Genomic DNA, 21,959 nt, shown 5'->3' on the forward strand with positions numbered 1-21,959 from the left:
TTTCCGTTTATGACATCTCAACAAACCATTGCAATTGGATTCAAGATGGATAGGGTTAAAATGAGAGAGTTTTATGATATTTAGGTTTTCTATTGATGTCATAGAACGATAAATTATCAGTATAAATCAATATATTGACTGAAAAAAGGTCAAGCATAGAATTTTATAGTATGTTTTCTTTGGCTAATAAGTTTTGTGAAGTTTAAAAAATATTATTTTTGAGTGATGCGTGCCATGGTTTTTTGGGAAAGCATTTTGTGTAAATGTGTCATAAAGGCAGCTGCAAAAAGTGGTGTAGCTAAATTAAGAATGGGAATTGAAACAAAAACTGCGATCAACAATCCAGCGCCAAAAACCGTTGTATAATGAGTGTGTAAAAAAGCACGCGCATCTTGCTCTGTTCGAAAACGATAAGCAGCAAACAAGAAATATTCGTGCCCAAGCAAGTAACCATTAATAATATAAAAAGCAATGAAATTAACACCTGGTATGAAGAATAAAATAAAAGCAATTCCATTACCAAGAAGGCTTAAAATAACAAATTTAAAGGAGAGGATAAGAGAACGTCCAAATGGCATCGCTTGTCCAAGAGGCTCATTTGGATAATCTTCCTTTTCAATAATTTCAGCAGCAGAGTCAATGAAAAAACTACCAATCATAGCGGTGATGGGGGCAATCAAAAAAGCCAACAAAAGAGCCAAACCAAGATTGAAGATGATAAGCATGCTAAACCCCAACCATCCTGCCCAACTCGGAAGTCCAGGAAGAAACTGAGAAACCCAAGGCCAAAAGTAAGACACAAAAAGTTGGTGTACACATAACCATAAAATGGCGAGCACAAAAAAAGTAATCCCCAACGCTTTTAGGATCATAATGCTATATTGCGAAGTCAGCAAACGTTGTAAAGCACGATAGGCAGCAGTAAAAATCATAGATTAATAAACTAAGGAAAGAAGCAAAAAAAACAAGAAATATATTTAAAGAAGGTGTCGTGTAATTTTTTCTTTCTTGAATTACAAGCTCTATTTTCAATAACATTAAAGAAATACATTGATATTGCTTTGTAAAAAAGAGGATTTTCACCTTTATATATTATTAAAATCAGGTGTTTTTTTCTCGTGAGGTGTAGACGTTTGGGTAGTAAAAAATGATACAATTATGTTTGCTAATTTTTGCGCTACGTGTTGTTTATGCATAGGGGGCCATTGTTCAACTTTTTCTTTACTTACGAGATAAACTTTATTTGTATCAGCACCCATGACACTTGTGCCATCCGGTTGAAGAGAAATATCATTAGCAAGAATGAAATCAGCGCCTTTTTCAACACATTTTTTTTGCGCATTGGCAATGATATCACAAGTTTCAGCAGCAAAACCAATAACCAAGGAGGGGCGGTTTGGAGCGTGTCCAATTGTTGCTAAAATATCGGGATTTTCAACCATATGGAGGGATGGTGGTGTTTTATGAGCATTCTTTTTAATTTTGTGTAAAGATTGCGTTTGACTGCGCCAGTCACAAACTGCGGCAACAAAGATGGCACCATCCGCAGGCAATGATTCTTGAACAGCTTGTAACATTTGTTGTGCTGTTTCAACATGAATAGTTTTTACTTCTTGCGGATCTGCAAGATTAACAGGTCCACAAATAAGGGTTACTTTTGCTCCCAAATGCGCAAGAGCGGTCGCAATGGCATGACCTTGTTTACCCGAAGACCGATTAGCAAGATAACGCACTGGATCAATGGGTTCATGGGTAGGACCAGAGGTAACGATAAAATGGCGGCCAGAGAGAGGTTTTTCACGCACATTCAAAAGAGCCTCTATGGCAGCAACGATGGTTAAGGGTTCACTCATGCGCCCATGGCCTGTCTCGTCACGTTCAGCCATTTTTCCCATTTCTGGTCCGATAATATGGACGCCGTCTGCGCGCAATTGTGCAACATTGCGAACAGTGGCTGGATGTGCCCACATGGCTGGATTCATAGCGGGGGCAATTAAGAGTGGACAGCGTGCAGCTAAAAGGACGCAATCGGCAAGATCATCTCCTATACCATGGGCTATTTTTGCAATGCGATTGGCTGTAGCAGGGGCTAAAATAATAAGGTCAGCATCACGTGCTAGTCGGATGTGTCCGATATCATGTTCTTCTTCGCGTGAAAATAAATCAGTATATGCCCTACCACCGTTTAAAGCTTCAGCGGCTAAAGGCGTAATAAATTTTTGCGCTGCTTTTGTCATTATGACATTTAAGTGTGCTCCGCGTTCTTTTAAACGACGAATAAGATCAAGCGCTTTATAGGCCGCAATACTTCCACCAATAATAAGAAGGAGTGATTTTGATTGCAATGATTGCACTTCAACGGCACTTGCATGAGGAAGGGGCGTGGTGAGAGCGGTAGGATTACTTAGAAGACGGCGTGCTTCTTCTTCCATAGAAATGCCATTTTGCGCGGCACGTATGCGCAAAGCTTCTTTAATTTCAGGAGAGAGGTTACGAATAGTAATACTGGCCATAAAATACCTCCAAGAAACAAAATGATAGCAATGATTTCATTGTTGATATTTTTAGCATATTAAGGAGATTAGAAAAGATGAAAAAAGTAAAAAGTGAAAAAAACACAACAAAGTGCAATAATAAATAGGCTATAACGACCATAACGGTTTCTACGACTTTGTTCAGCAGCAAGTTGTTTCAGGGTAGTAGGAGAAAGACTAAAACCTGTTTTCCTCATTTGATTGAAATCTTCTTCTATACGTTGGAAATTTTGTATCAATTGTGGTGTTTTGCGTGCCAGCGAAAGGAGAGCTTGTGCTCCTTCACTAAAGTCTTTTGCAACGCCTATGGGGCCTAAATTTTTACTAATCCATTCTCTAACAACGGGTTCAGAAGCTTTCCACATGTTAAAACTGGGGTCTAAAGTGCGGGCAACACCCTCCACGACAACCATTGTTTTTTGCAGTAAGAGAAGTTCGGGTCGCGTTTGCATGTCAAACAATTCAGTGACTTCAAACAACAATGTGAGCAACTTAGCCATGGAAATGCTTTGTGCTGATTGCCCGTGAATTGGTTCACCAATCGCGCGATTGGCTTGCGCAAAGCTTTCAATATTATGGTGTGAAGGGACATAGCCTGCTTCAAAGTGAGCACGAGCTACCCGATGGTAATCGCGGGTAATAAAGCCATAAAGAATTTCAGCAAGGAAATGTTTTTCTTTTTTGCCAAGCCTTCCTGTAATCCCTAGATCAACAGCAACAATACACCCATCTGAGTCTACAAATAAATTACCAGGATGCATATCGGCATGAAAAAAACCATCACGCAATGTGTGGCGTAGAAAAGATTGAATAAGCGTAATGGCAAGCGCCTGTAGATCAAAACCCGCTTCTTTAAGCTTGGAAATTTCGGATATTCTTATACCATCAATCCATTCCATGGTGAGAACATTACGCCCTGTCCGTTCCCAATCAATTTTTGGTACTCGGAACCCCGTATCCTGTTGAATATTTTCAGCCATTTCAGATATGGCGGCTGCTTCTAAGCGCAGATCCATTTCAAGGCGTGTTGTTTGTGCTAAAGTATCCACCACACGAACAGGACGTAGCCTTCGAGAGGCAGGGATATAACGCTCTTGTAAATGTGCAATGAGGTAAAAACCTCTCAGATCTTTAGAAAAACGTGCTCGGATATTAGGACGAATAACTTTTACGGCACATTTTTTCTTATGACCAGTTTCATCACAATATTCAGCAGGATGAACCTGAGCGATAGAAGCAGCGGCAATGGGGGGATAAAAATTGACGAATAAATCATCAATAGAACGACTAAGCGAACTTTCAATTTGAGAAATAGCGGCGGTGCAAGAAAATGTTTCAACACGATCTTGGAGTTGTGACAAATCGTCTGCAACATTCCGTCCGACAATATCAGGTCTTGTGGCAAGAAATTGACCAAGTTTTATGTAAGAGGGTCCAAGCTTATTGATAGCATATGAAATATTTTCAGATCGCTGTTTCTTTTTTGTTTTGCGTCGTGCTAATGCACGCGCTATACGATGACATAACGCTGGAAATCCTTGAAGATCATCATGAGGAAGAGCACTTAAAACACCTTCACGTGCTAAAACCCATCCAGCACGCATCAATTGAAAGTAAGGAGAAATTTGCACCATTTTTAAAGTTTCCAACCTGAATGCAGTGCTGCAATCGCACCGGTGAGATTGCGGTACGATACGCGTGAAAATCCCGCTTGCTTGATCATATGGGCAAAATCATCTTGTTTAGGAAATTTGCGAATAGACTCAACCAAATAACGATAAGCATCACCATCATTCGCAATAAATTGACCCAGCTTAGGGATAGCATGGAAAGACCAAAGATCATAAATTTTATCGAGCCAAGGCATCTCGACATTTGAAAATTCTAGACATAAAAAACGTCCACCGGGTTTTAAAACACGAAAAGCTTCTCTAAGAGCTTGATCAATATGAGGAACATTGCGAATTCCAAAAGCAATTGTGTAAGCGTCAAAGCTTTGATCTTCAAAAGGGAGATGTTCTGCATTGGCTTCAACAAAATCAATCAGAGGAGCAAGACCATTTTTTTGTGCACGTTGTTTGCCAACGTTGAGCATAGAGCCATTAATATCAAGAACCGTAGCATGGGCTTTTTGGCGCGAAGCATTAAGGATGCGAAAAGCAATATCGCCTGTACCACCAGCAACATCAAGAACTCTCCAATGAGAAAGTGCTGGTGGAGAAAGCCATGCAACCATAGAATTTTTCCACACACGGTGTAGCCCTAAGGATAAGATATCATTCATCTTGTCATAATTTTCAGCAACAGAATGAAACACACCATCCACCATGGATTGTTTTTGTGTTTCATCAACTCTTGTGAAACCAAAGGAGTGCTCCATACCCCCTTTGATGCCTACACGTTCTGTTTCAGTTGCCATATCTATGACCTTCCTTATTTTTCTTTTATCGTAAATGAAAGAGAGAGGTAATGTTCAAATACGAAAAAATAACGTATAAAACTGCGACGTTTATACAGCCAAAAACAGAAGAGTACCTTTAGATATCAAGATTAGCAACGCTTAAGGCATTGTCTTGAATAAAAATACGTCTCGGTTCAACTTCATCACCCATGAGACGAGAAAAGAGTGAATCTGCATCGGTTGCATCATTAATTTTTACTTGTAAAAGAGAACGCGCATTGGGATCAAGGGTTGTTTCCCAAAGCTGTTCAGCATTCATTTCCCCAAGACCTTTATAGCGCTGAAGAGTAATACCCTTTTTACCGTTTGTAAAAATGCTTTCTAAGAGGCTCATAGGTCCAAAAATACGCTCTGTTTTATCTTTGCGGCGTAAAAGAAGAGGCGGATGATATAGGTCGCTAAAATTTTGGGAAATGCGATCAATTTGACGTGCATCTGTTGAGTTTATAAGTCCTGCATCAAGCGTGATAACATCTTTAACACCACGCAAAACACGCTCAAAACATAAACTTCCATTTTCTGTATATCGTCCACTCCAACCTTGTTCCATATCATCAGCAATCAGATTAAGACGCTGCGCGATGGCATCTGCTATTTTTTGTGCTTTTTCTTCTGTCGCAAAGGCTTCAGAGTTAAAAGCCCCAACAATGGCGGCTTGCTCAACAACATTGCGGTCATAACGGGTATGAAGGCCATTTAAAAGTTGACGGAATATACGGGCATCTTTAGCGAGTTGATATAAATCAGCCCCTGCACGAACTTCTCCCGTTGAAAGCTCGAGAGTTGTTTCTTCTAGTCCCGTATCGATCAAGAATTCTTCAAAGGCTGCTTCATTTTTAATATATTGAGAAGATTTTCCCCGCGATACTTTATAAAGTGGTGGTTGCGCAATATAAAGATGTCCCCGTTCAATCAACTCGGGCATTTGTCTAAAAAAGAAAGTGAGCAGCAGAGTGCGGATATGGGCTCCATCAACATCCGCATCTGTCATGATAATAATCTTATGATACCGTAATTTATCGGGTGAAAATTCATCTTTACCAATAGATGTCCCAAGAGCTGTAATAAGGGTCCCGATCATATCAGATGAGAGCATACGGTCGAAGCGGGCGCGTTCAACATTGAGAATTTTACCGCGCAGAGGTAAAATTGCTTGATTTTGACGTGAGCGTCCACTTTTTGCTGAACCACCTGCTGAATCTCCCTCGACAATAAAAATTTCTGATTTTGCAGGATCACGCTCTTGGCAATCGGCAAGTTTTCCTGGCAGAGAAGTGATATCAAGCGCTCCTTTTCGCCTTGTGAGTTCACGTGCTTTACGTGCTGCTTCACGTGCTGTTGCAGCTTCCACCACTTTACTAATGAGAAGCTTTGCTTCATTAGGGTGTTCTTCTAGCCATATTGAAAGGCCTTCGTTGACCAAATTTTCAACAACGGGGCGCACTTCAGAAGAAACCAATTTGTCCTTTGTTTGTGAAGAAAACTTAGGATCAGGAACTTTGACAGAAAGAATAGCTGTTAATCCTTCACGGCAATCATCACCGGTTAAATTCACTTTTTCTTTTTTGGCAATCCCTGAAGATTCAGCATAACCATTAATTTGGCGTGTAAGAGCACTTCTAAAACCGATTAAATGCGTCCCACCATCCCGCTGAGGAATATTATTAGTAAAACACAAGACTTTTTCATGATAGGAATCATTCCACCATAGGGCAACATCAACGCCCATACCATCTTTTTCACTGGCAATGTAAATAGGAGTGTCTAGGAGTGCTTTTTTTGATTGATCAATATATTTGACAAATTCGGTTAATCCGCCTTCATAATGCAATTCAACGGATTGAATGTCAGCATGACGCTCATCAACAAGAAGAATATGAACTCCAGAATTAAGAAAAGCCAATTCCCGTAAGCGACGCTCTAAAGTTTCAAAATCAAACTCAACCATAGTAAAGGTTTCAGAGCTTGGTAAAAATCTAATTTCTGTTCCACTTTCTTGATCACAATCGCCAACAACTTTTAAGGGAGCATCAGCCACCCCATGGGTAAATGATATTTCATGAATTTTACCATTCCGTCTGATTTTCAATTTAAGCCAAACAGAGAGTGCATTCACCACAGAAACACCAACACCGTGTAATCCACCTGAAACTTTATAAGAGTTTTGATCAAATTTTCCACCGGCATGAAGCTGTGTCATGATAACTTCAGCAGCAGAAATACCTTCTGTTGGATGAATATCTGTTGGAATTCCACGTCCATTATCACGAACCGAACAAGAACCATCCGCATGGAGTGTGACGTTTACAAGAGTTGCATGACCGGCTAAAGCTTCGTCGATAGCATTGTCTACAACTTCATAGACCATATGATGTAACCCTGATCCATCATCAGTATCACCGATATACATACCCGGACGTTTGCGTACAGCATCAAGACCTTTGAGAACTTTGATAGAGGCGGCGCCATAGTCATCGCCTTGTGTCGGTGAGGTTATTTCATCACTCATAAGTTAGTCCATTTCTGTGTTCAATTTACAATATTTTATTCGCTTTTTTAAAGCTCAATGTTCCGCTCAGTTATTTATGGAATAACCACATTAAACATTTACCGTATATCAGCGCTAGATTCAATATCTGTCGATATATAATGGAGAGAATGATGAAATGATATGACACTATTATACAGTAAAACATCGTCATTTAGGACGGTTATATAAGAAAAGTAAGCGCTTCTTTGATATATTTAAGTATTTTTACAGTGCGTGGTGAATATTCAGCACAGGATTTATCAGTCTAGCCTTTCGGTAAGTGAATCGCATGAATAGGAAGACAAAAGAATTTAAAAGCGTAAGAATTTATCGAGAGAAGCTGAGTTTGAAGAGTATAACGTCAAATACCTTGAATACTACAAGGTTAATTTCTTTTTATAGCTTTATTTGAGATTAAAAGTTTAAGCATTTTCAATGTATTTCAAAAAATATATGAAAATTATTGAAATTTTTAACAGTTTAAACAAGAGCAAGAATTTTATTGATGAAACGGAAGATATTTTGGTGAAGTGCGTTAGATAATAATGAAGCAGAGTTGCACCTTATCTTAGAAAAATGGGGGGAGAGATTTTGGAAATAAGAAAACCTACACATGTAAAATATCTTCAATGGCGTTTTTGGGACTTTTTACTCCATACACTATACATTCTTTTTATTCGTATTTTATTTGTAGCAGGGGGATTTCTATTTTTCTCTTACGCAGAAGCTGAAATAGCTGGGAAGTTGCCTTCTTTTTTTGATTCGCATGAATATTTTGTACAACCTGATACCAAGGATATCACTCGTTTGCGTTTTGTAACAACTTTTGATTTTCCTCCTTTTAATTTTCTTGATCAAACGGGGCATCTTGCAGGTTATAATATTGATTTATTGCGTGCTATTTGCTCAAAATTAAAATTAGAGAAACTTTGTGAAGTAGAAGTGGTTCCTTGGCAAGAGCTGGTCGAGCATGTCAAAAATGGTGGTGCAGAAGTTATTATTGCGGGTTTAAAAGAAACAAGTCAAACCCAACAAGATCTTGTTTTTACAAAGTCATATTTGCGCTTTCCAGCGCGATTTGTTGCTTCTCGACAGTTAAATCTTGATGAACCAATAAGCGATCAATTGATCCATTTAACCAGTGGTGTTTTGTCTAAAAGTATTCACGAAAAGCTTTTTCATGATTATTTTCCTAAAGCAAAATGGCAAGGATTTAAAGAGAGGGAAGAGCTCTATAAAGCCTTACAAGAGCATAAAATTGACCTTATTTTTGATGATGGATTTTCTTTATCGTTATGGTTCAACAATCAAAAATCTATTGATTGCTACCATTTTGTTGGGGGAGCCTATATGGCTCCACAGTTATTGGGTCAAGGAATGCAGCTTGCTGTTGCAAAAAAGAACGAAAAATTGATTGATATCCTCAATTATGCCCTAAAATCTTTAGAAGAGGATGGTAAACTCACAGAGCTTTATTTGCGTTACTTTCCAATAAGTTTTTACTGATGAACAGTTTTTTAGTTAAGAGCTGTTAATCTTTCCGTACCGAGTCGATAGGAGATAGCTTCTGCGAGATGATGGCGTGAAAGATTATCGGATTCATCAAGATCAGCAATCGTACGCGCAACTTTGAGAATGCGATGATAAGCACGTGCAGAAAGATGCATTTTTTCACTCACATCTCGTAAGAGTGTGGCGGCATTTTTATCAGGAATGGCAATATGTTCTATGATTTTGGCAGGGCAATCGCCATTGGTTCGGATATGGTCAAGCCCTAGCGTTGCAAAACGTTTGGCTTGAATGGTACGGCAACGTGCGATGCGTTTGGCAACATCGCAGCTTTTTTCTGATTTTTCTGGTTGCATAAGGTCCATTGCTGTCAAAGCAGGAACATCAATTCGTAAATCAATTCGATCGAGAAGCGGACCAGAAATACGGGATTGATAATCGATTTGACAACGTATACCTTTAGCACAAACATGGCCTTTTTCACCTGCCATACCACATCGGCAAGGATTCATTGCGGCAATGAGTTGGAAGCGAGCAGGATAGCTGATATGGTGATTAGCTCTAGCAATAACCGCTTCTCCACTTTCTAAAGGTTGACGAAGGGAATCGAGAACTTGCGGAGAAAATTCAGGCAACTCATCAAGAAATAACACGCCATTATGAGCAAGTGAAACTTCTCCTGGTCGTCCTTTAAGTCCCCCACCAATCATTGCCGCCATAGAAGCAGAGTGATGTGGAGCACGAAAGGGGCAATGAAGTGAAATGGTATTATGAATTGTTTCTCCTGTAATAGATGCAATCAGACAGACATCTAAAAGCTCACGACTATCAAGAGGGGGTAAAATAGAAGGTAAGCGTTGCGCCAACATAGATTTTCCAGCACCAGGAGGACCAACAAACAAAAGATTATGGCGTCCAGCCGCACAAACTTCTAAGGCACGTTTGGCTGTTTTCTGTCCTTTGATTTCGCAAAGATCTGGAAGTTCAGTTTCAATTGTATATTGGCGCGGTTGTGGACGTTTTTGAATTTGGGTTCCTTTAAAATGATTGACTATCGTGAGAAGAGTTTCTGGGGCAAGAATATTTATTTCTGCATTTGCCCATGCTGCTTCAGGTCCACATTGAAAGGGACAAATCAGTCCTTTATCGAGTGATACAGCTGTCATGGCCGCTGGTAAAACACCATTGACAGCGGTCAGCGAACCATCCAGTGACAATTCACCTAAAATGACATAGTCTTGCGCTACTTCGGGAGGGAGGATTCCCATAGCAAGCATTAAGCCTACAGCAATTGGCAAATCATAATGTGATCCCTCTTTAGGCAAATCAGCTGGTGCAAGATTAATCGTAATTCGTTTGGTTGGCATAGAAAGCCCACAAGCATGGAGGGCTGCTTGTACACGTTCACGACTTTCTGCGACTGCCTTATCGGCTAATCCAACAATAGCCATTCCTATTTTACCGGGTGAAATCATAACCTGTACATCGACAGGGACCGCTTCTAGACCGCGAAAAGCAACAGTTGTAATATGTGCGATCATTTATCTTCCCCCCTTCAGACTTTGGAGAGACAATCATATCTACGCACAAAAATCAAGAAGCATCTCTATGGTTTTTTGAATGGAGAGGTCTATATACGTACGCAGGTTTTTGTAGCGTTCTCATGGTAAGTTATTTGTACAAATTTAACCATGATAATATGGAGCGCAATAAAACACTTATAATAAGCTAAATGAATATGTTAAGAAAAAGGGATAAGGCTGTTTGTGTGATACAACAGAGCAGAATGTTGTTAAGATATGAGGGGAGGGTGACGTTATGTATCGCAGAGTGTTATTTGATGTGATAAAACATACAAAGTAGTCATATTTACCTTTTTTATTTTATATTATTTAAAGTGTAGTAGATGCAAAGTGTATTAAAGGTATCTGATTTATGGTATCCCAAGCAAGAATTTTGTTAAAATCAGGAACTGTGCGCTGTGTATTTATAGGCTTGTGTTTCGCTTTTGCTTTTCCAAAGCCCCTTGCTGCATTTGATTTTTTCGGCCTCCCTCTTTTTGGTCAAAAGAAAACAAATTCTTCTTCACATTCTGTTAAAAGTACAGAGAGATTTTACAAAGTTGATATTGTTACACCACCAGGGGCGCCATCGGAAGGCATAAAAATAGTTAAATCTGTCTCTTCTCTTTTTGCAGATAAAGAGAAAGCATCTGCGAGTTCTTCTGGTTTGTTAGCCAAAGCGCGTTCAGATTATCGTGCTATTCTTTCTGCTCTTTATGCTGATGGGCGCTATGGTGGTGTTATCAGTATTAAAATTAATGGTTTAGAAGCCGCTGATTTAAGTCCGGTAACGCAACTTCCAGCACAATCCAATATCGTTATTACGATTAATGCTGGTCCACAATATGTTTTTAGTATTGCGAGTATTGATAAAGTAGCGCCTCCTGAAAAGCGTAAAGCGCGTAAAATGCTCACCATTGAAGAATTGGGCTATAAAGTTGGAGCTATTGCCAAATCTGAAACCATTTTGAAAGCAGAAAAATGGGCGGTAGAAGGATGGCGTCAACAAGGTTATGCAAAAGCTAAAATTATAAAAAGTGAGATTGTGGCTGATCATGCTGCGTTGCGTATTGAAGGAAGGATTGTTGTTGATCCTGGACAAAAGGCTCATTATGGTCCTTTAAGTGTCCGTAATATAAGTAAGAAACCACGTGTCGATTCAGCTTATATCGCATGGATGACCGGATTAAAACCCGGCCAAAAATACGATTCCGATGCGTTAGCTAAGGCAAATGAACGTCTTGCACGCCTTGGTGTTTTTCGTGCGATCAATATCCGTGAGGCTGATACCATTAACCCAGATGGCAGTTTACCGCTTATGCTTATTGTACAAGAACGTAAACCGCGTCGTTTTGGTGTAGGGGGTAGTTATTCAACATTAGATGGTGCTGGTTTTGAAGCTTATTGGATGCATAACAATCTTTTTGGTCATGCAGAAGTCCTTAAAATTGAAACAAAAATAAGTGGTGTTGGCAGCAACAAAAAGCGATCATATAATTTTAAAAATTTTGATTATCTTTTCGGTGGTACGTTTATAAAACCCGGTGTACTCACACCTGATACAGATCTCAGGTCAGAATTAAAAATACAGCAAGATGTTCTGGAAAATTACACAACAAAAGCTATCAAAGGGAAATTAGGTATTACGCATATTTTCAATAGTAACCTATCGGGACAGGCTGCTATAGAAGTTTCAAATGGTTATTCACGTGATATCTATTTTGGAAGCCGTAATTTTACAACAATTGGTTTCCCGAGCGGTTTGATTTATGATAGTCGTAATAATAAGTTCAATGCAACAAAAGGTTTATATGGTGAAGTTCTCATTGAGCCCTTTTATGAAATGCGTTTTAGCAACTTTGTTGCAAAAGTAACAGCAGAAGGTCGCTCTTATTGGGCGTTGGATGAAGGGGATCGTTTTGTTTTTGCTGCGCGGGCAAAGTTTGGTACAATTCTTGGAAATAATACAGCACAAGTCCCTGCGGATACGCTCTTTTTTGCTGGTGGTGGGGGCTCTGTTCGTGGTTATGCTTATCGTAATATTGGTATCAAAACAGAAAATGATGCGATTGTTGGCGGACGGGCACTTATTGAGGGATCGGCAGAATTGCGCGTTTCTTTAAATGATAAAATAGGATTTGTTAGTTTTCTTGATGGAGGTCTCGTAGGGGAAAAGGCGAATTTTAATTTTTCTCAAAAAATTAAATGGGGAGCCGGTATAGGAGGTCGTTATATGACAGGTCTTGGTCCTTTACGTGTTGATTTAGCCTTTCCTTTAAAAAGGGAGCAGGGTGATCCTCGCATTGGTTTTTATGTGGGTATAGGACAAGCATTTTAATGAAAAAAAGTGTACGTTTATCAGCTTTCTTTTTTGGATTTGTGTTTTTTTTGGTCGGTGGTTTTGTTCTTGCACAAAGAGAAGACCGTCTTTCTTCTAGCGAAGAGACAGCAGATGATCGTTCATGGTTTGTGTCTTTAATTGAAAACAAGCTTTCAGCACCTAATCGTCAAGTTCGCTTACACAATATGCAAGGAGCGCTGTCTTCTCAAACAACAATTGATGCGATTACTGTCAGTGATAAAAAGGGGATTTGGCTTAAAATTACCAATGCCAAAATGGATTGGAATCGTCTAGCCTTGCTAAGAGGGCGGATGGATATTAATCAGCTTTCGGCAGAACAGGTTACTTTTTTGCGCAAACCACAAGGCAATTCTTCTCTTATTTCTTCTCTTGAGACGGGTAGATTGTCTTTACCAAAATTGCCGCTTGCTCTTTCGATCAATACACTGAAAGCTCAACATGTGACGTTTGAGCAGAATCTTTTTGGTTTTTCTGCTGATATGTCCGTGGCAGGCAATTTTACTTTGGCGAGTGGTCATTTTGATGTTGATATGGTGGCGCATCGTTTAGACGCACCGGGGTCTTTTTCTGTTCTTACCAAGATATCAGAGAACAATCGTACAGCTCACATTGATATCTCTGCTGATGAACCGCAAAATGGTATTTTGGCGAATGTTTTTAACATGGAAAAACGCCCAGCATTGAATCTCGCGATTAAAGGTGATGGTACTTTTGATGATTTGGTACTCAAACTTTCTTTAGAATCCGATCATCATTCTATTTTAGATGGTCATGTTATTCTTGCCAGTGTTTCAGAAGGACACAGTTTTTCTACGAAACTAGAGGGTAGATTGGATCCTTTAATGCCTTCTCAATATCGTCATCTCTTCGCATCTGATATAATATTAAAAGCAGAGGCAAGAAGGACAAGAGAGGGGATGATCCACCTTGATCAGATGGTTCTTCAGGGCAAAGCAATGAATGTTATCGCCAATGCCAAAATAACCGCCGATGGATTTTTGCGTCAGCTTTTTATTGATGGCAAAATGGCTCTTGATAACGAAAAGGAGTTTGTTCATTTGCCTATATCAGAGGCGTCAAAACCTGCAAATACTCTTGCTTTGAATGTTGACTATGGTCGTGAAGGACAACAATCTTGGAATGGACGGCTGATTGTCCATCATTTTAGCAATAAAAATGTTTATATTAGCGATGCGGTTTTTGATATGGGGGGAGTAAGCGAAAATCTTGATAATGCGGCTTCTCGTCATGTTGGTGTTCAGGTTAATGGAACGCTTCAAGGGGTTAAAAAGATTAAGGGAGGGGTCGTAGAAGATTTAAGCCAAGCGGTTCATATGTATTTAGATACGGATATTGTTGCAAATAAACCAATTTTGATTCATGATCTTAGTGTTACGTCTCAGGGTTTTTCTTCTTGGTTAAAAGGAACAATGGAGAATTTTATTTTTAAAGGTGATCTTGGGTTAAAAGCCCAAACACTAGCTCCTTTAGAAGTATTCAGTAAACAACCCCTCTCTGGTAGTGCAGATATTAAAGCCAAAGGAACGATTGGCTTATTGAGTGGCATTTTTGATTTAAAATTATCAGGAATGGCTGACAATATGCAAATAGGTGTGCAGCCTTTTAATCGTTTATTCAAAGGAAATATCACTCTTTCAGGTGGTATTGCTCACAATACGATGGGCTTCATTTTACGTCATTTGAATTTGAAAAATCAATATACAGACATAAAAGCTAATGGTTATTTTTCGGATGAAGACGCTAAAATGGACTTATCTGCTCAAATATCTGATCTCGCCAAATTAGATCCGAAGATAAGCGGTGCACTTACAATTCAAGGGACAGCAAGAGGGCGCAATCGCCATATAAAGCTCAATACAAGTGCTCATGTTGCTGAAGCGTTCGTTATGGGGAAGAAGCTTCAAAACACAACACTTAACATAAAGGCACTTGTAGATAATACAGCACCCGTTACTTCTTTAGCGGGGAGTGTAAAAGGTGAAGGAGTTTTTGCGCATAAACCTCTATATTTATCTGCTTCTTTTAAGGATTCTCATAAGGTTCGAAAACTTGAGAATATTGATATTAAAGGGGGAAGTGCAAAAATAACGGGTGATCTTTCTCAACAATTTGGAGGTTTTTTGAAAGGAGCACTGCATATTGATGCCGATGATATTTCAGTGCTTTCAGCGTTATTTTTGCAGGATGGTAGTGGAGAAGTAAAAGGAGATTTTATTTTTGACGAACAACATGGCAGACAAAAAGCCCATGTGAAGGCGCATGTTAACCATTTGAATTTTGCCAAGAATAAAATAAAAAAACTGGCAATAGATGCCGACATATTTGATCCTTTTGGCACAACTCAGTTTGAAGGTGTTATCAATGCAGAGCATATCCAAACTCCTTTGATAATGGTTAATCGTTTAAAAGCTCAGGCTAATAGAAATAATGAACAAACGGTTTTTACTGTCCAAGCGATGTTGCATGATGCTCTTAATGCTCAGCTTTCTGGTCGAGTAATGGGTGTAGAACTTCCAAAAGGCATAAAACGAGAAGTGCAAATTGAAACCGTAGATTTAAAACAACACCATTTTCATGCAACATTGCCGAAACCATCAATCATTGTTTTTGATAAAGATGGGATAACAATAAATGAATTAGGAATTGCAATAAATGGCGGTAAAATTACCCTTGCAGGGAATATTCAAGATACCCTGAATTTGCAACTTACCGTGGATTCTCTTCCTGCTACTTTAGCCAATCTGTGGAAATCCGATCTTGGAGCAGCAGGGAGTGTAACAGGAAAGGTTATGATTCGTGGTCATTTAAAAAAACCTGATATAACCTACGATATAAGAGGTGAGGACCTGACAACCATTGCTCTTCAAGATAAAAAAATTATGCCTTTTTCGCTTTCTGCTACGGGGAAAACCTTAGATCAAAACCTTACTTTGAATGCAAGTTTAACAGGAGAAGGAGTGCAAGCTCAAGCTCAAGGGCTGGTATCTTTAGAGAAAGACAAACTTGATCTCCATATTAATTTGCAAAATTTATCTGCACGTTTGGCGAATAGCTTTATTGCAGGACAAGCGCTTGATGGGACGGTGATAGGTAAAATTGATATTGGTGGGACAATGAAGGATCCATCGGCTCATTTTGAGCTTTCTAGTCAAAGTTTAACCACTATGACGCATAAAGGACCGATGTTAATCAATATAAATACTCGTGGTTCTTATAAAAAATCGACATTGCATATTGAAAATATGATAGCAACTGGAGATAAAGGATTAGATCTTTCCATTCATGGGCCTGTTTCTCTTAATGGCTCAGAGGCAAAATTGAATATTAAAGGAATAATGCCTCTTGATTTTGTTAATCTCTTATTAGCTAAGCGTGGTGCATATGTAACGGGTACAGCAAAAGTTGATACAGTTCTTAATGGTGCGTTATCAAAGCCACAATTTATTGGAAGTATTTCTATAGCCGATGGTAGCTTTTTAGATTCAAAAACCCATGTAGGATTGAATAATATAACGCTTGAAGGCAAATTAAATGGCGATCACATTCTTATAGAGAAAGCTTCAGCTTCTTCATCTGAGGGAGGGGGGATTTCTGCTTCAGGTCGTATTTCTAATGATCTAGAGACAGATTTGATCTTTCATCTTGATAATGCCAATTATAATGATGGTTCTATGATTCTTGCGACATTGTCAGGTGAGATGACAATGACAGGTCATTTTCTTAGTGATCTTGTTATTGGGGGAGATATCATTGTTGAAAAGGCTGAAATTCTGGTTCCTGATCATTTTCAAAATGCTAAATTTCTTGATGTCAAAAATAAGAATTTAACAAAGCCAATTCAAACAACACTTGAACGTGCTGATGTTAAGAGCACGAATAAAAGTCCTAGTACCACAGAAGAATCATCATCTGTTGTGTTATCAAATATGCGTATTACAGCACGCAATCAATTTTTTGTACGGGGAAAAGGGTTAGATGCCGAACTGGGAGGGCGCATTAATTTAGCAGGTCCATTAAATGATGTGCATCCAGTGGGTGAATTTAGAATGATTCGTGGACGTTTTGATATTCTTTCACAACGTCTTAATTTTGATCAAGGACAGGCGAGTTTTAGCGGTAATCTTAATCCTACGGTTTATTTTGTAACCAACAATACCAGTGGTGACATTCGCGTCACTGTAACCGTAAGTGGAACGATTGATAATCTTGATATTAATTTTTCTTCACAACCGCATTTGCCACAGGATGAGATTTTGGCGCGTTTGATTTTTAATCGCTCTCTTAATGAACTATCACCATTTCAGATTGCGCAACTTGCAGCCGCTGCCGCTGATCTTGCAGGGGGGGCTAATACATCTTTGTTGAACACTTTACGAACTAAAATTGGACTTGATGATCTTGATGTTATCGTTAATGAAAAGGGTAACACAGGTTTACGCATTGGACGCTACATACACAATAACATTTATTTAGGCTTTGAAGCAGGATCTGATGGAACGACGAAAGGGACAATTAATTTGGATATTTCGCGTCACCTCAAAGCTAAAGGTTCTATAGGAAATGAACAAAATTCGAGTATTGGTCTCTTTTATGAAAGAGACTACTAAAGATTAAAGTTTAAAAAACAAGTTCTTTATTTTTTCTCTCTCATTTCTAAGGTTGGAAAGGAAGCTTAGACTAGAAATATACTCAAAGGAGAAGTGTTGTATTGCGGTGCTAGGAGAACGATCTAAAATAATTTATTTTTTGTTTATGATAGTCTCTAAAGAGACAAAATCTTCATGAAAGAGAGCATATTATTTTGCTGATTTATATTTATTTTAGAAAAATACTTAAACCTCATTTTCAAGCCCATTTCATGCTGTTGACTAAAGAGTGTATTATATACAACATATTGATTTATAAAATTAATTTATCTTTATTCACCTTGAATTAGAACTTTGAATGCCGTAAGCTATTCTCATTGCAAATCTCTCTGATATTAAAGCAATCAAAACCATTTTTTGTATATTACAAGTGGAGAAGTCTGCGTGGTAAAAATAATTAAGAAATGCCTCAAAATGCTTCTTATGAATCATCTCGAGAACTAAGGGCTGTCCCACAAGCTGACAAAATGTTTGAAAGATGCTGGCTTGTTATCCCATGAGCGTAAAGACGGAGGTGCTAAAATGGATTTATCGTTATACAATTTCAGGGATGTTGTCGCGAAATGAGTTTGGGAGAATATTTGAGAGACGTCTCTTTAAAACAAGCCGGTGAATTTGCAACAGAATGCCATTCTGTTTTACATGAAGAACGTGCGCTCATTAAAGAACGCGATAAACAAAAGCATGAGACAAGCATAGAATTTATAAAATATCGATTTTATTTTCAAACGCAGTTAAAGCAATCTACAACAGTCAAAAGTCTTAGAATAAATCCTTTCTTATTTTTTAAATCTTTTTCTTTTACGCTGAGTGTATCTATAATTTGCAGCACATTTTTTGTAATTGATAGCTTACCTTGTTGCGCTATAGAAGACAGTCATTTTAGGGGTAGTGATAGTAAGGCGTGTAGCCTTTGATCAAGTATTTTGAAAGTATGTAGATGTGTAGTTAGGGGTGGTCTTATTCGTTGAGCCTTGTATACGTGAATCACATAAGTCATTATCGGGTGGAATGAATTCAATAAGAATCTGTATTGTCTATAAATTAGATTGAGTAGGAATCTTCGTCCTTTTAAGGTGTGAAGAGGAAAAAATTGTTAGCGTAGAGATAAATATGGATAAAGATGTCATCAACCTAGATTGCTTATCCTTCGTGGAAATTTTTTCTGATGGTATCCTCTTTTTAGGATTGGTAAAATTTAAGAATTTTCTATCACCTTCTTAAAAAGAGAAGAAGATTTTTGTTCTCATTATATGATTAAAAATCAATGGCATTCAACAAAATAAAAGAAAAGGCTTTCATCTAAATCCAAGAAGCTTTTTTCGATAAACCATAAATTTTTTGCCAATTCTTAATTGAAATAATACTCTCCCTTGGTAATTCTGTTTTTACAAGTGGAGCGTTAGCTTCTATCTATTTTTTAATTTAACTCTTCTTTAAATAACTAGAAATTAAGACGTGTGCTTTTTGAACTGGATATTATGAAGTTTTTTATAAAACCCATGTTCTTTTGCGAGTAATTCTTTCTGAGTCCCTTGTTCAATCAGTTGTCCATTTTGTATGACCACAATTTTATGAGCACGAGCAATCGTTGAAAGGCGATGCGCAATAATGATCGTTGTGCGCCCTTTGGTAAGGTGATGAATGGCTTCATTGATTTGTGCTTCGGTGTGTGAATCAAGAGCGCTTGTTGCTTCATCAAGAATCAGAATTTCACTATCGTGAATCATTGCTCTAGCAATAGCAAGGCGTTGTTTTTGTCCCCCCGAAAGATTACAACCATTATCGCCTATCTGTGTATCATAACCATTTGGCAAATTCATAATAAAATCATGAGCATTTGCTGCTTTTGCTGCTGCGATAATTTCATCATCACGAGCACCTTCTTTTCCAAGCCCAATATTATATTTAACGGTTCCTTGAAAGAGAAAAGTATCTTGCCCTACGTAGGCCATCAGGTTTCTCAGAGAACGAAATGTTGTGTAGCGGATGTCTTGATCATTAATTAGTATGCGTCCTTTTGTGGGGTCATAGAGGCGCATAATAAGATTGATAAGTGTTGACTTTCCTGAGCCAGAGGGCCCCACCAATGCGGTCATTTTTCCGGCTTCTATTTCTAGATTGATGTCTTTTAATACCATTTTGTTATCAGTGTATGCAAAAGAAACATGTTCGAAACGAATAGCTCCTTGCGTTTTATTCAGATCTTTAGCTTCTTTATGTTCTGTAACAGTGAGGGGACGATCGAGTATTTCAAACATCGTACGGATATTGACCAAGCCAGATTCAATTTTGACACGGACATTTGCTAGTCTTTTTGCGGGTTCATAAGCTAAAAGTAAAGCAACAATAAAGGACATAAATTCACCTTGAACACCTGAGCGTTGGGTTGCAAGGTATCCGGAAAAACAGATAATACCGGCAATGGCGACACCTGTGAGTGTTTCCATAATCGGATTGGTAATCGCTTCAAGTGTTGCAATATTGTTTGTTTGTTTTTCAACATCACAAATGGCTTTGTCCATCCTTTTTTTCATGACTTCTTCTAGTGAAAAAGCCTTGATAACTCGAATACCAACAGCCGTTTCCTGCACGATTTTGATAATTTCACCAAGTGAAAGAAGTTCTTTTTCCATAAGGCGGCGAACGCGTTTTAAAGCCATTCGAACACCTAAAAAAGCCAGTGGTCCCACGATTAAAGTAATGGAGATTAACACAAAATTTTGAATGAACATGACGAGCAACAGACCACTAACGGAAAGCAAATCACGCACAAAAGTTGTGATAATCGTATCAATGATATTACGCACAGCTGTTGCATTATGGGTCACGCGAACAAGCAGATCAGATGACGTATTATTGTGATAAAAAGAGACACCTTGTTCCATAAGGCGTGCATAAATTTTGCGCTGTTGTTCAGCAATGATACTGTTGCCTGCTTTGCTTAAGAAGTAAGTTTGGGCAAAAGTTGCAATTCCTTTAAGAATAAAGATAAAAGCAATGAAGCTAGAAATCACAACGATCATAGTAAAATTTTGCGCATCAACAATATAATTAACAACATCACGCATAATCCACGCACTGGTTGCCGTTGTGCAGGAAATGATGATCATTGAAATAATCGCTGCACTGTACCAACGCGCGTGTTTATGAAAATTTTCTCGCAAAAGGCGGATAATAAGATGTTTATCAAAAGAGGAAAGTTGTTTTTTGGCCATGCAGTGCTTCTATATTTTCTTGTTGTTTTATGCAAGATTGAAGCGCTCTTAATTAAAGCTCCTTAATCTTTTTTACAAAAAGAGCCTTCTTCTTTCAATGTGCGCCATACTTCTTCATGCGATAACGTTTCGTATAACATGAAATTCTTCAGAAAAGGTCTGTACCCCGCTATTAATTCATATAAGATATAGACACCATCTATAAGATATAAGCTGATACCATCACTCTATTGGCATTCGCATGTTGCAACAGTCTCTCCTAGTTGCTTGAAAAGTTTTATAAAAGGATAATGATTTCTTTTTATGCATATCATATCCCCTATGATGCACGAGTGAGTATTTTCGTTTGATTTCATATTAAAAAATTTGAAATGAGAGAATCCTACAATATTCATTTTTCTTATTCGATGAGAAGAAATATAAATTATCCATTATTAATGAATATGTTATTCTATTTCACTCTATGTAAAATATTGTGCAAGGAAATTTTCATGCTTTGAGCATTTAAAAATACATTATTTACATTCTATAACATTGCATATCTACTTTATTCTACGACATTCAGAAGATTAGGTTAAAACTAAAGGAATAAAAAATTTTTAAAAGCTTTGGTGGTGAATCAGCAAAAAAAACTCTCTTTAAAAGGGATAGTGGCTAAAGTTGCTGAGAATGCTGACAATAAAGTGGATAATAAAGGGAAATTTTTACTGAGCAGATGGTCTCTGATTTAAAAAAAACAAACACAGGTTGTACACTGGTTTATTGAATACTGTTTGGTAAAATGTTGTTATTGAGCCTCCCATCTTTTAAGCTTATGAAGGAATAAGCTGGGGCACCATCACACACTTTGATAGCTCGTGCGTGTAGCAATAACCGCTGGCACTCGAGACGATTTATGAGAGGCATTTTTACTCTTTTTTTGTATAGTTTTTATTCACGCATGCTTCTCCATTTGTAATGTGCAAGCAAGCGATTTTGATTGATTCAACATGAAACAGATTTGAAATGAAAGAATTCTACAATCTTCGGGACTCTTATTCAATATGCAAAACAATGAATTATTTTTATAAATCAGTATGTTGCTATTACAAGTAACAGATGAGAATGATCGTACTA

The 21,959-nt window shown here is 38.2% G+C and carries 11 protein-coding genes; 4 read left to right on the top strand and 7 right to left on the bottom strand.

Features of this window, described 5'->3' with window-relative positions:
* Positions 1 to 212: 212 nt before the first annotated feature.
* The 5 genes from FJG96_RS02715 to gyrB form a co-directional block, all read right to left on the bottom strand.
* Entirely contained in the window at positions 213 to 932 is a 720-nt protein-coding gene (locus tag FJG96_RS02715; RefSeq protein WP_139412623.1) for a sulfate transporter family protein, read from the bottom strand.
* 153 nt (positions 933 to 1,085) lie between these two features.
* Positions 1,086 to 2,513: a bifunctional phosphopantothenoylcysteine decarboxylase/phosphopantothenate--cysteine ligase CoaBC gene (gene coaBC / locus FJG96_RS02720; RefSeq protein ID WP_139412624.1), complete on the bottom strand. Its 1,428-nt coding sequence runs from the start codon at positions 2,511 to 2,513 to the stop codon at positions 1,086 to 1,088.
* Positions 2,514 to 2,581: 68 nt separating this feature from the next.
* On the bottom strand, positions 2,582 to 4,168 hold the full coding sequence (gene ubiB, locus FJG96_RS02725) for a 2-polyprenylphenol 6-hydroxylase (protein ID WP_139412625.1): 1,587 nt from the start codon (positions 4,166 to 4,168) through the stop codon (positions 2,582 to 2,584).
* Between the two features lie 2 nt (positions 4,169 to 4,170).
* On the bottom strand, positions 4,171 to 4,953 hold the full coding sequence (gene ubiE, locus FJG96_RS02730) for a bifunctional demethylmenaquinone methyltransferase/2-methoxy-6-polyprenyl-1,4-benzoquinol methylase UbiE (protein WP_139412626.1): 783 nt from the start codon (positions 4,951 to 4,953) through the stop codon (positions 4,171 to 4,173).
* A 118-nt stretch (positions 4,954 to 5,071) separates the two neighbouring features.
* Positions 5,072 to 7,504, bottom strand: a complete 2,433-nt coding sequence (gyrB, locus tag FJG96_RS02735) for a DNA topoisomerase (ATP-hydrolyzing) subunit B (RefSeq protein ID WP_139412627.1) — start codon at positions 7,502 to 7,504, stop codon at positions 5,072 to 5,074.
* Positions 7,505 to 8,101: 597 nt separating this feature from the next.
* Here gyrB and FJG96_RS02740 point away from each other — a divergent pair.
* Positions 8,102 to 9,031: an ABC transporter substrate-binding protein gene (locus tag FJG96_RS02740; RefSeq protein WP_139412628.1), complete on the top strand. Its 930-nt coding sequence runs from the start codon at positions 8,102 to 8,104 to the stop codon at positions 9,029 to 9,031.
* Positions 9,032 to 9,042: 11 nt separating this feature from the next.
* Here the strand turns inward: FJG96_RS02740 and FJG96_RS02745 are convergent, their stop codons facing one another.
* The gene (locus tag FJG96_RS02745; protein WP_139412629.1) at positions 9,043 to 10,575 is read right to left on the bottom strand and encodes a YifB family Mg chelatase-like AAA ATPase; all 1,533 of its coding nucleotides are present in this window, start codon (positions 10,573 to 10,575) and stop codon (positions 9,043 to 9,045) included.
* 394 nt (positions 10,576 to 10,969) lie between these two features.
* Between FJG96_RS02745 and FJG96_RS02750 the strand changes: the two genes are divergently transcribed.
* From FJG96_RS02750 to FJG96_RS09290, 3 genes are all read left to right on the top strand, one after another.
* Positions 10,970 to 12,934: an autotransporter assembly complex protein TamA gene (locus FJG96_RS02750; protein ID WP_139412630.1), complete on the top strand. Its 1,965-nt coding sequence runs from the start codon at positions 10,970 to 10,972 to the stop codon at positions 12,932 to 12,934.
* Positions 12,934 to 17,586 (top strand): translocation/assembly module TamB domain-containing protein, encoded by a 4,653-nt coding sequence (locus FJG96_RS02755; RefSeq protein WP_139412631.1) that lies wholly within the window; start codon positions 12,934 to 12,936, stop codon positions 17,584 to 17,586. Before FJG96_RS02750 ends, FJG96_RS02755 begins: the two co-directional genes overlap by 1 nt.
* A 602-nt stretch (positions 17,587 to 18,188) precedes the next feature.
* Positions 18,189 to 18,542, top strand: a complete 354-nt coding sequence (locus FJG96_RS09290) for a hypothetical protein (protein WP_425456560.1) — start codon at positions 18,189 to 18,191, stop codon at positions 18,540 to 18,542.
* A 534-nt stretch (positions 18,543 to 19,076) separates the two neighbouring features.
* Here FJG96_RS09290 and FJG96_RS02765 read toward each other — a convergent pair.
* Complete coding sequence (locus FJG96_RS02765) at positions 19,077 to 20,843, bottom strand: ABC transporter ATP-binding protein (RefSeq protein WP_139412632.1); 1,767 nt, start codon at positions 20,841 to 20,843, stop codon at positions 19,077 to 19,079.
* Positions 20,844 to 21,959 lie beyond the last annotated feature (1,116 nt).

It is taken from the genome of Bartonella mastomydis (assembly GCF_900185775.1).
Lineage (GTDB): Bacteria > Pseudomonadota > Alphaproteobacteria > Rhizobiales > Rhizobiaceae > Bartonella > Bartonella elizabethae.

Excerpts from the sequence above, each read along its gene's own strand:
- FJG96_RS02765 (WP_139412632.1), bottom strand. The coding sequence starts at position 20,843 with ATGGCCAAAAAACAACTTTCCTCTTTTGATAAACATCTTATTATCCGC.
- FJG96_RS02755 (WP_139412631.1), top strand. The coding sequence starts at position 12,934 with ATGAAAAAAAGTGTACGTTTATCAGCTTTCTTTTTTGGATTTGTGTTT.
- ubiB (WP_139412625.1), bottom strand. The coding sequence starts at position 4,168 with ATGGTGCAAATTTCTCCTTACTTTCAATTGATGCGTGCTGGATGGGTT.
- ubiE (WP_139412626.1), bottom strand. The coding sequence starts at position 4,953 with ATGGCAACTGAAACAGAACGTGTAGGCATCAAAGGGGGTATGGAGCAC.
- FJG96_RS02740 (WP_139412628.1), top strand. The coding sequence starts at position 8,102 with ATGGGGGGAGAGATTTTGGAAATAAGAAAACCTACACATGTAAAATAT.
- FJG96_RS02715 (WP_139412623.1), bottom strand. The coding sequence starts at position 932 with ATGATTTTTACTGCTGCCTATCGTGCTTTACAACGTTTGCTGACTTCG.
- FJG96_RS09290 (WP_425456560.1), top strand. The coding sequence starts at position 18,189 with ATGAGTTTGGGAGAATATTTGAGAGACGTCTCTTTAAAACAAGCCGGT.
- gyrB (WP_139412627.1), bottom strand. The coding sequence starts at position 7,504 with ATGAGTGATGAAATAACCTCACCGACACAAGGCGATGACTATGGCGCC.
- FJG96_RS02750 (WP_139412630.1), top strand. The coding sequence starts at position 10,970 with ATGGTATCCCAAGCAAGAATTTTGTTAAAATCAGGAACTGTGCGCTGT.
- coaBC (WP_139412624.1), bottom strand. The coding sequence starts at position 2,513 with ATGGCCAGTATTACTATTCGTAACCTCTCTCCTGAAATTAAAGAAGCT.
- FJG96_RS02745 (WP_139412629.1), bottom strand. The coding sequence starts at position 10,575 with ATGATCGCACATATTACAACTGTTGCTTTTCGCGGTCTAGAAGCGGTC.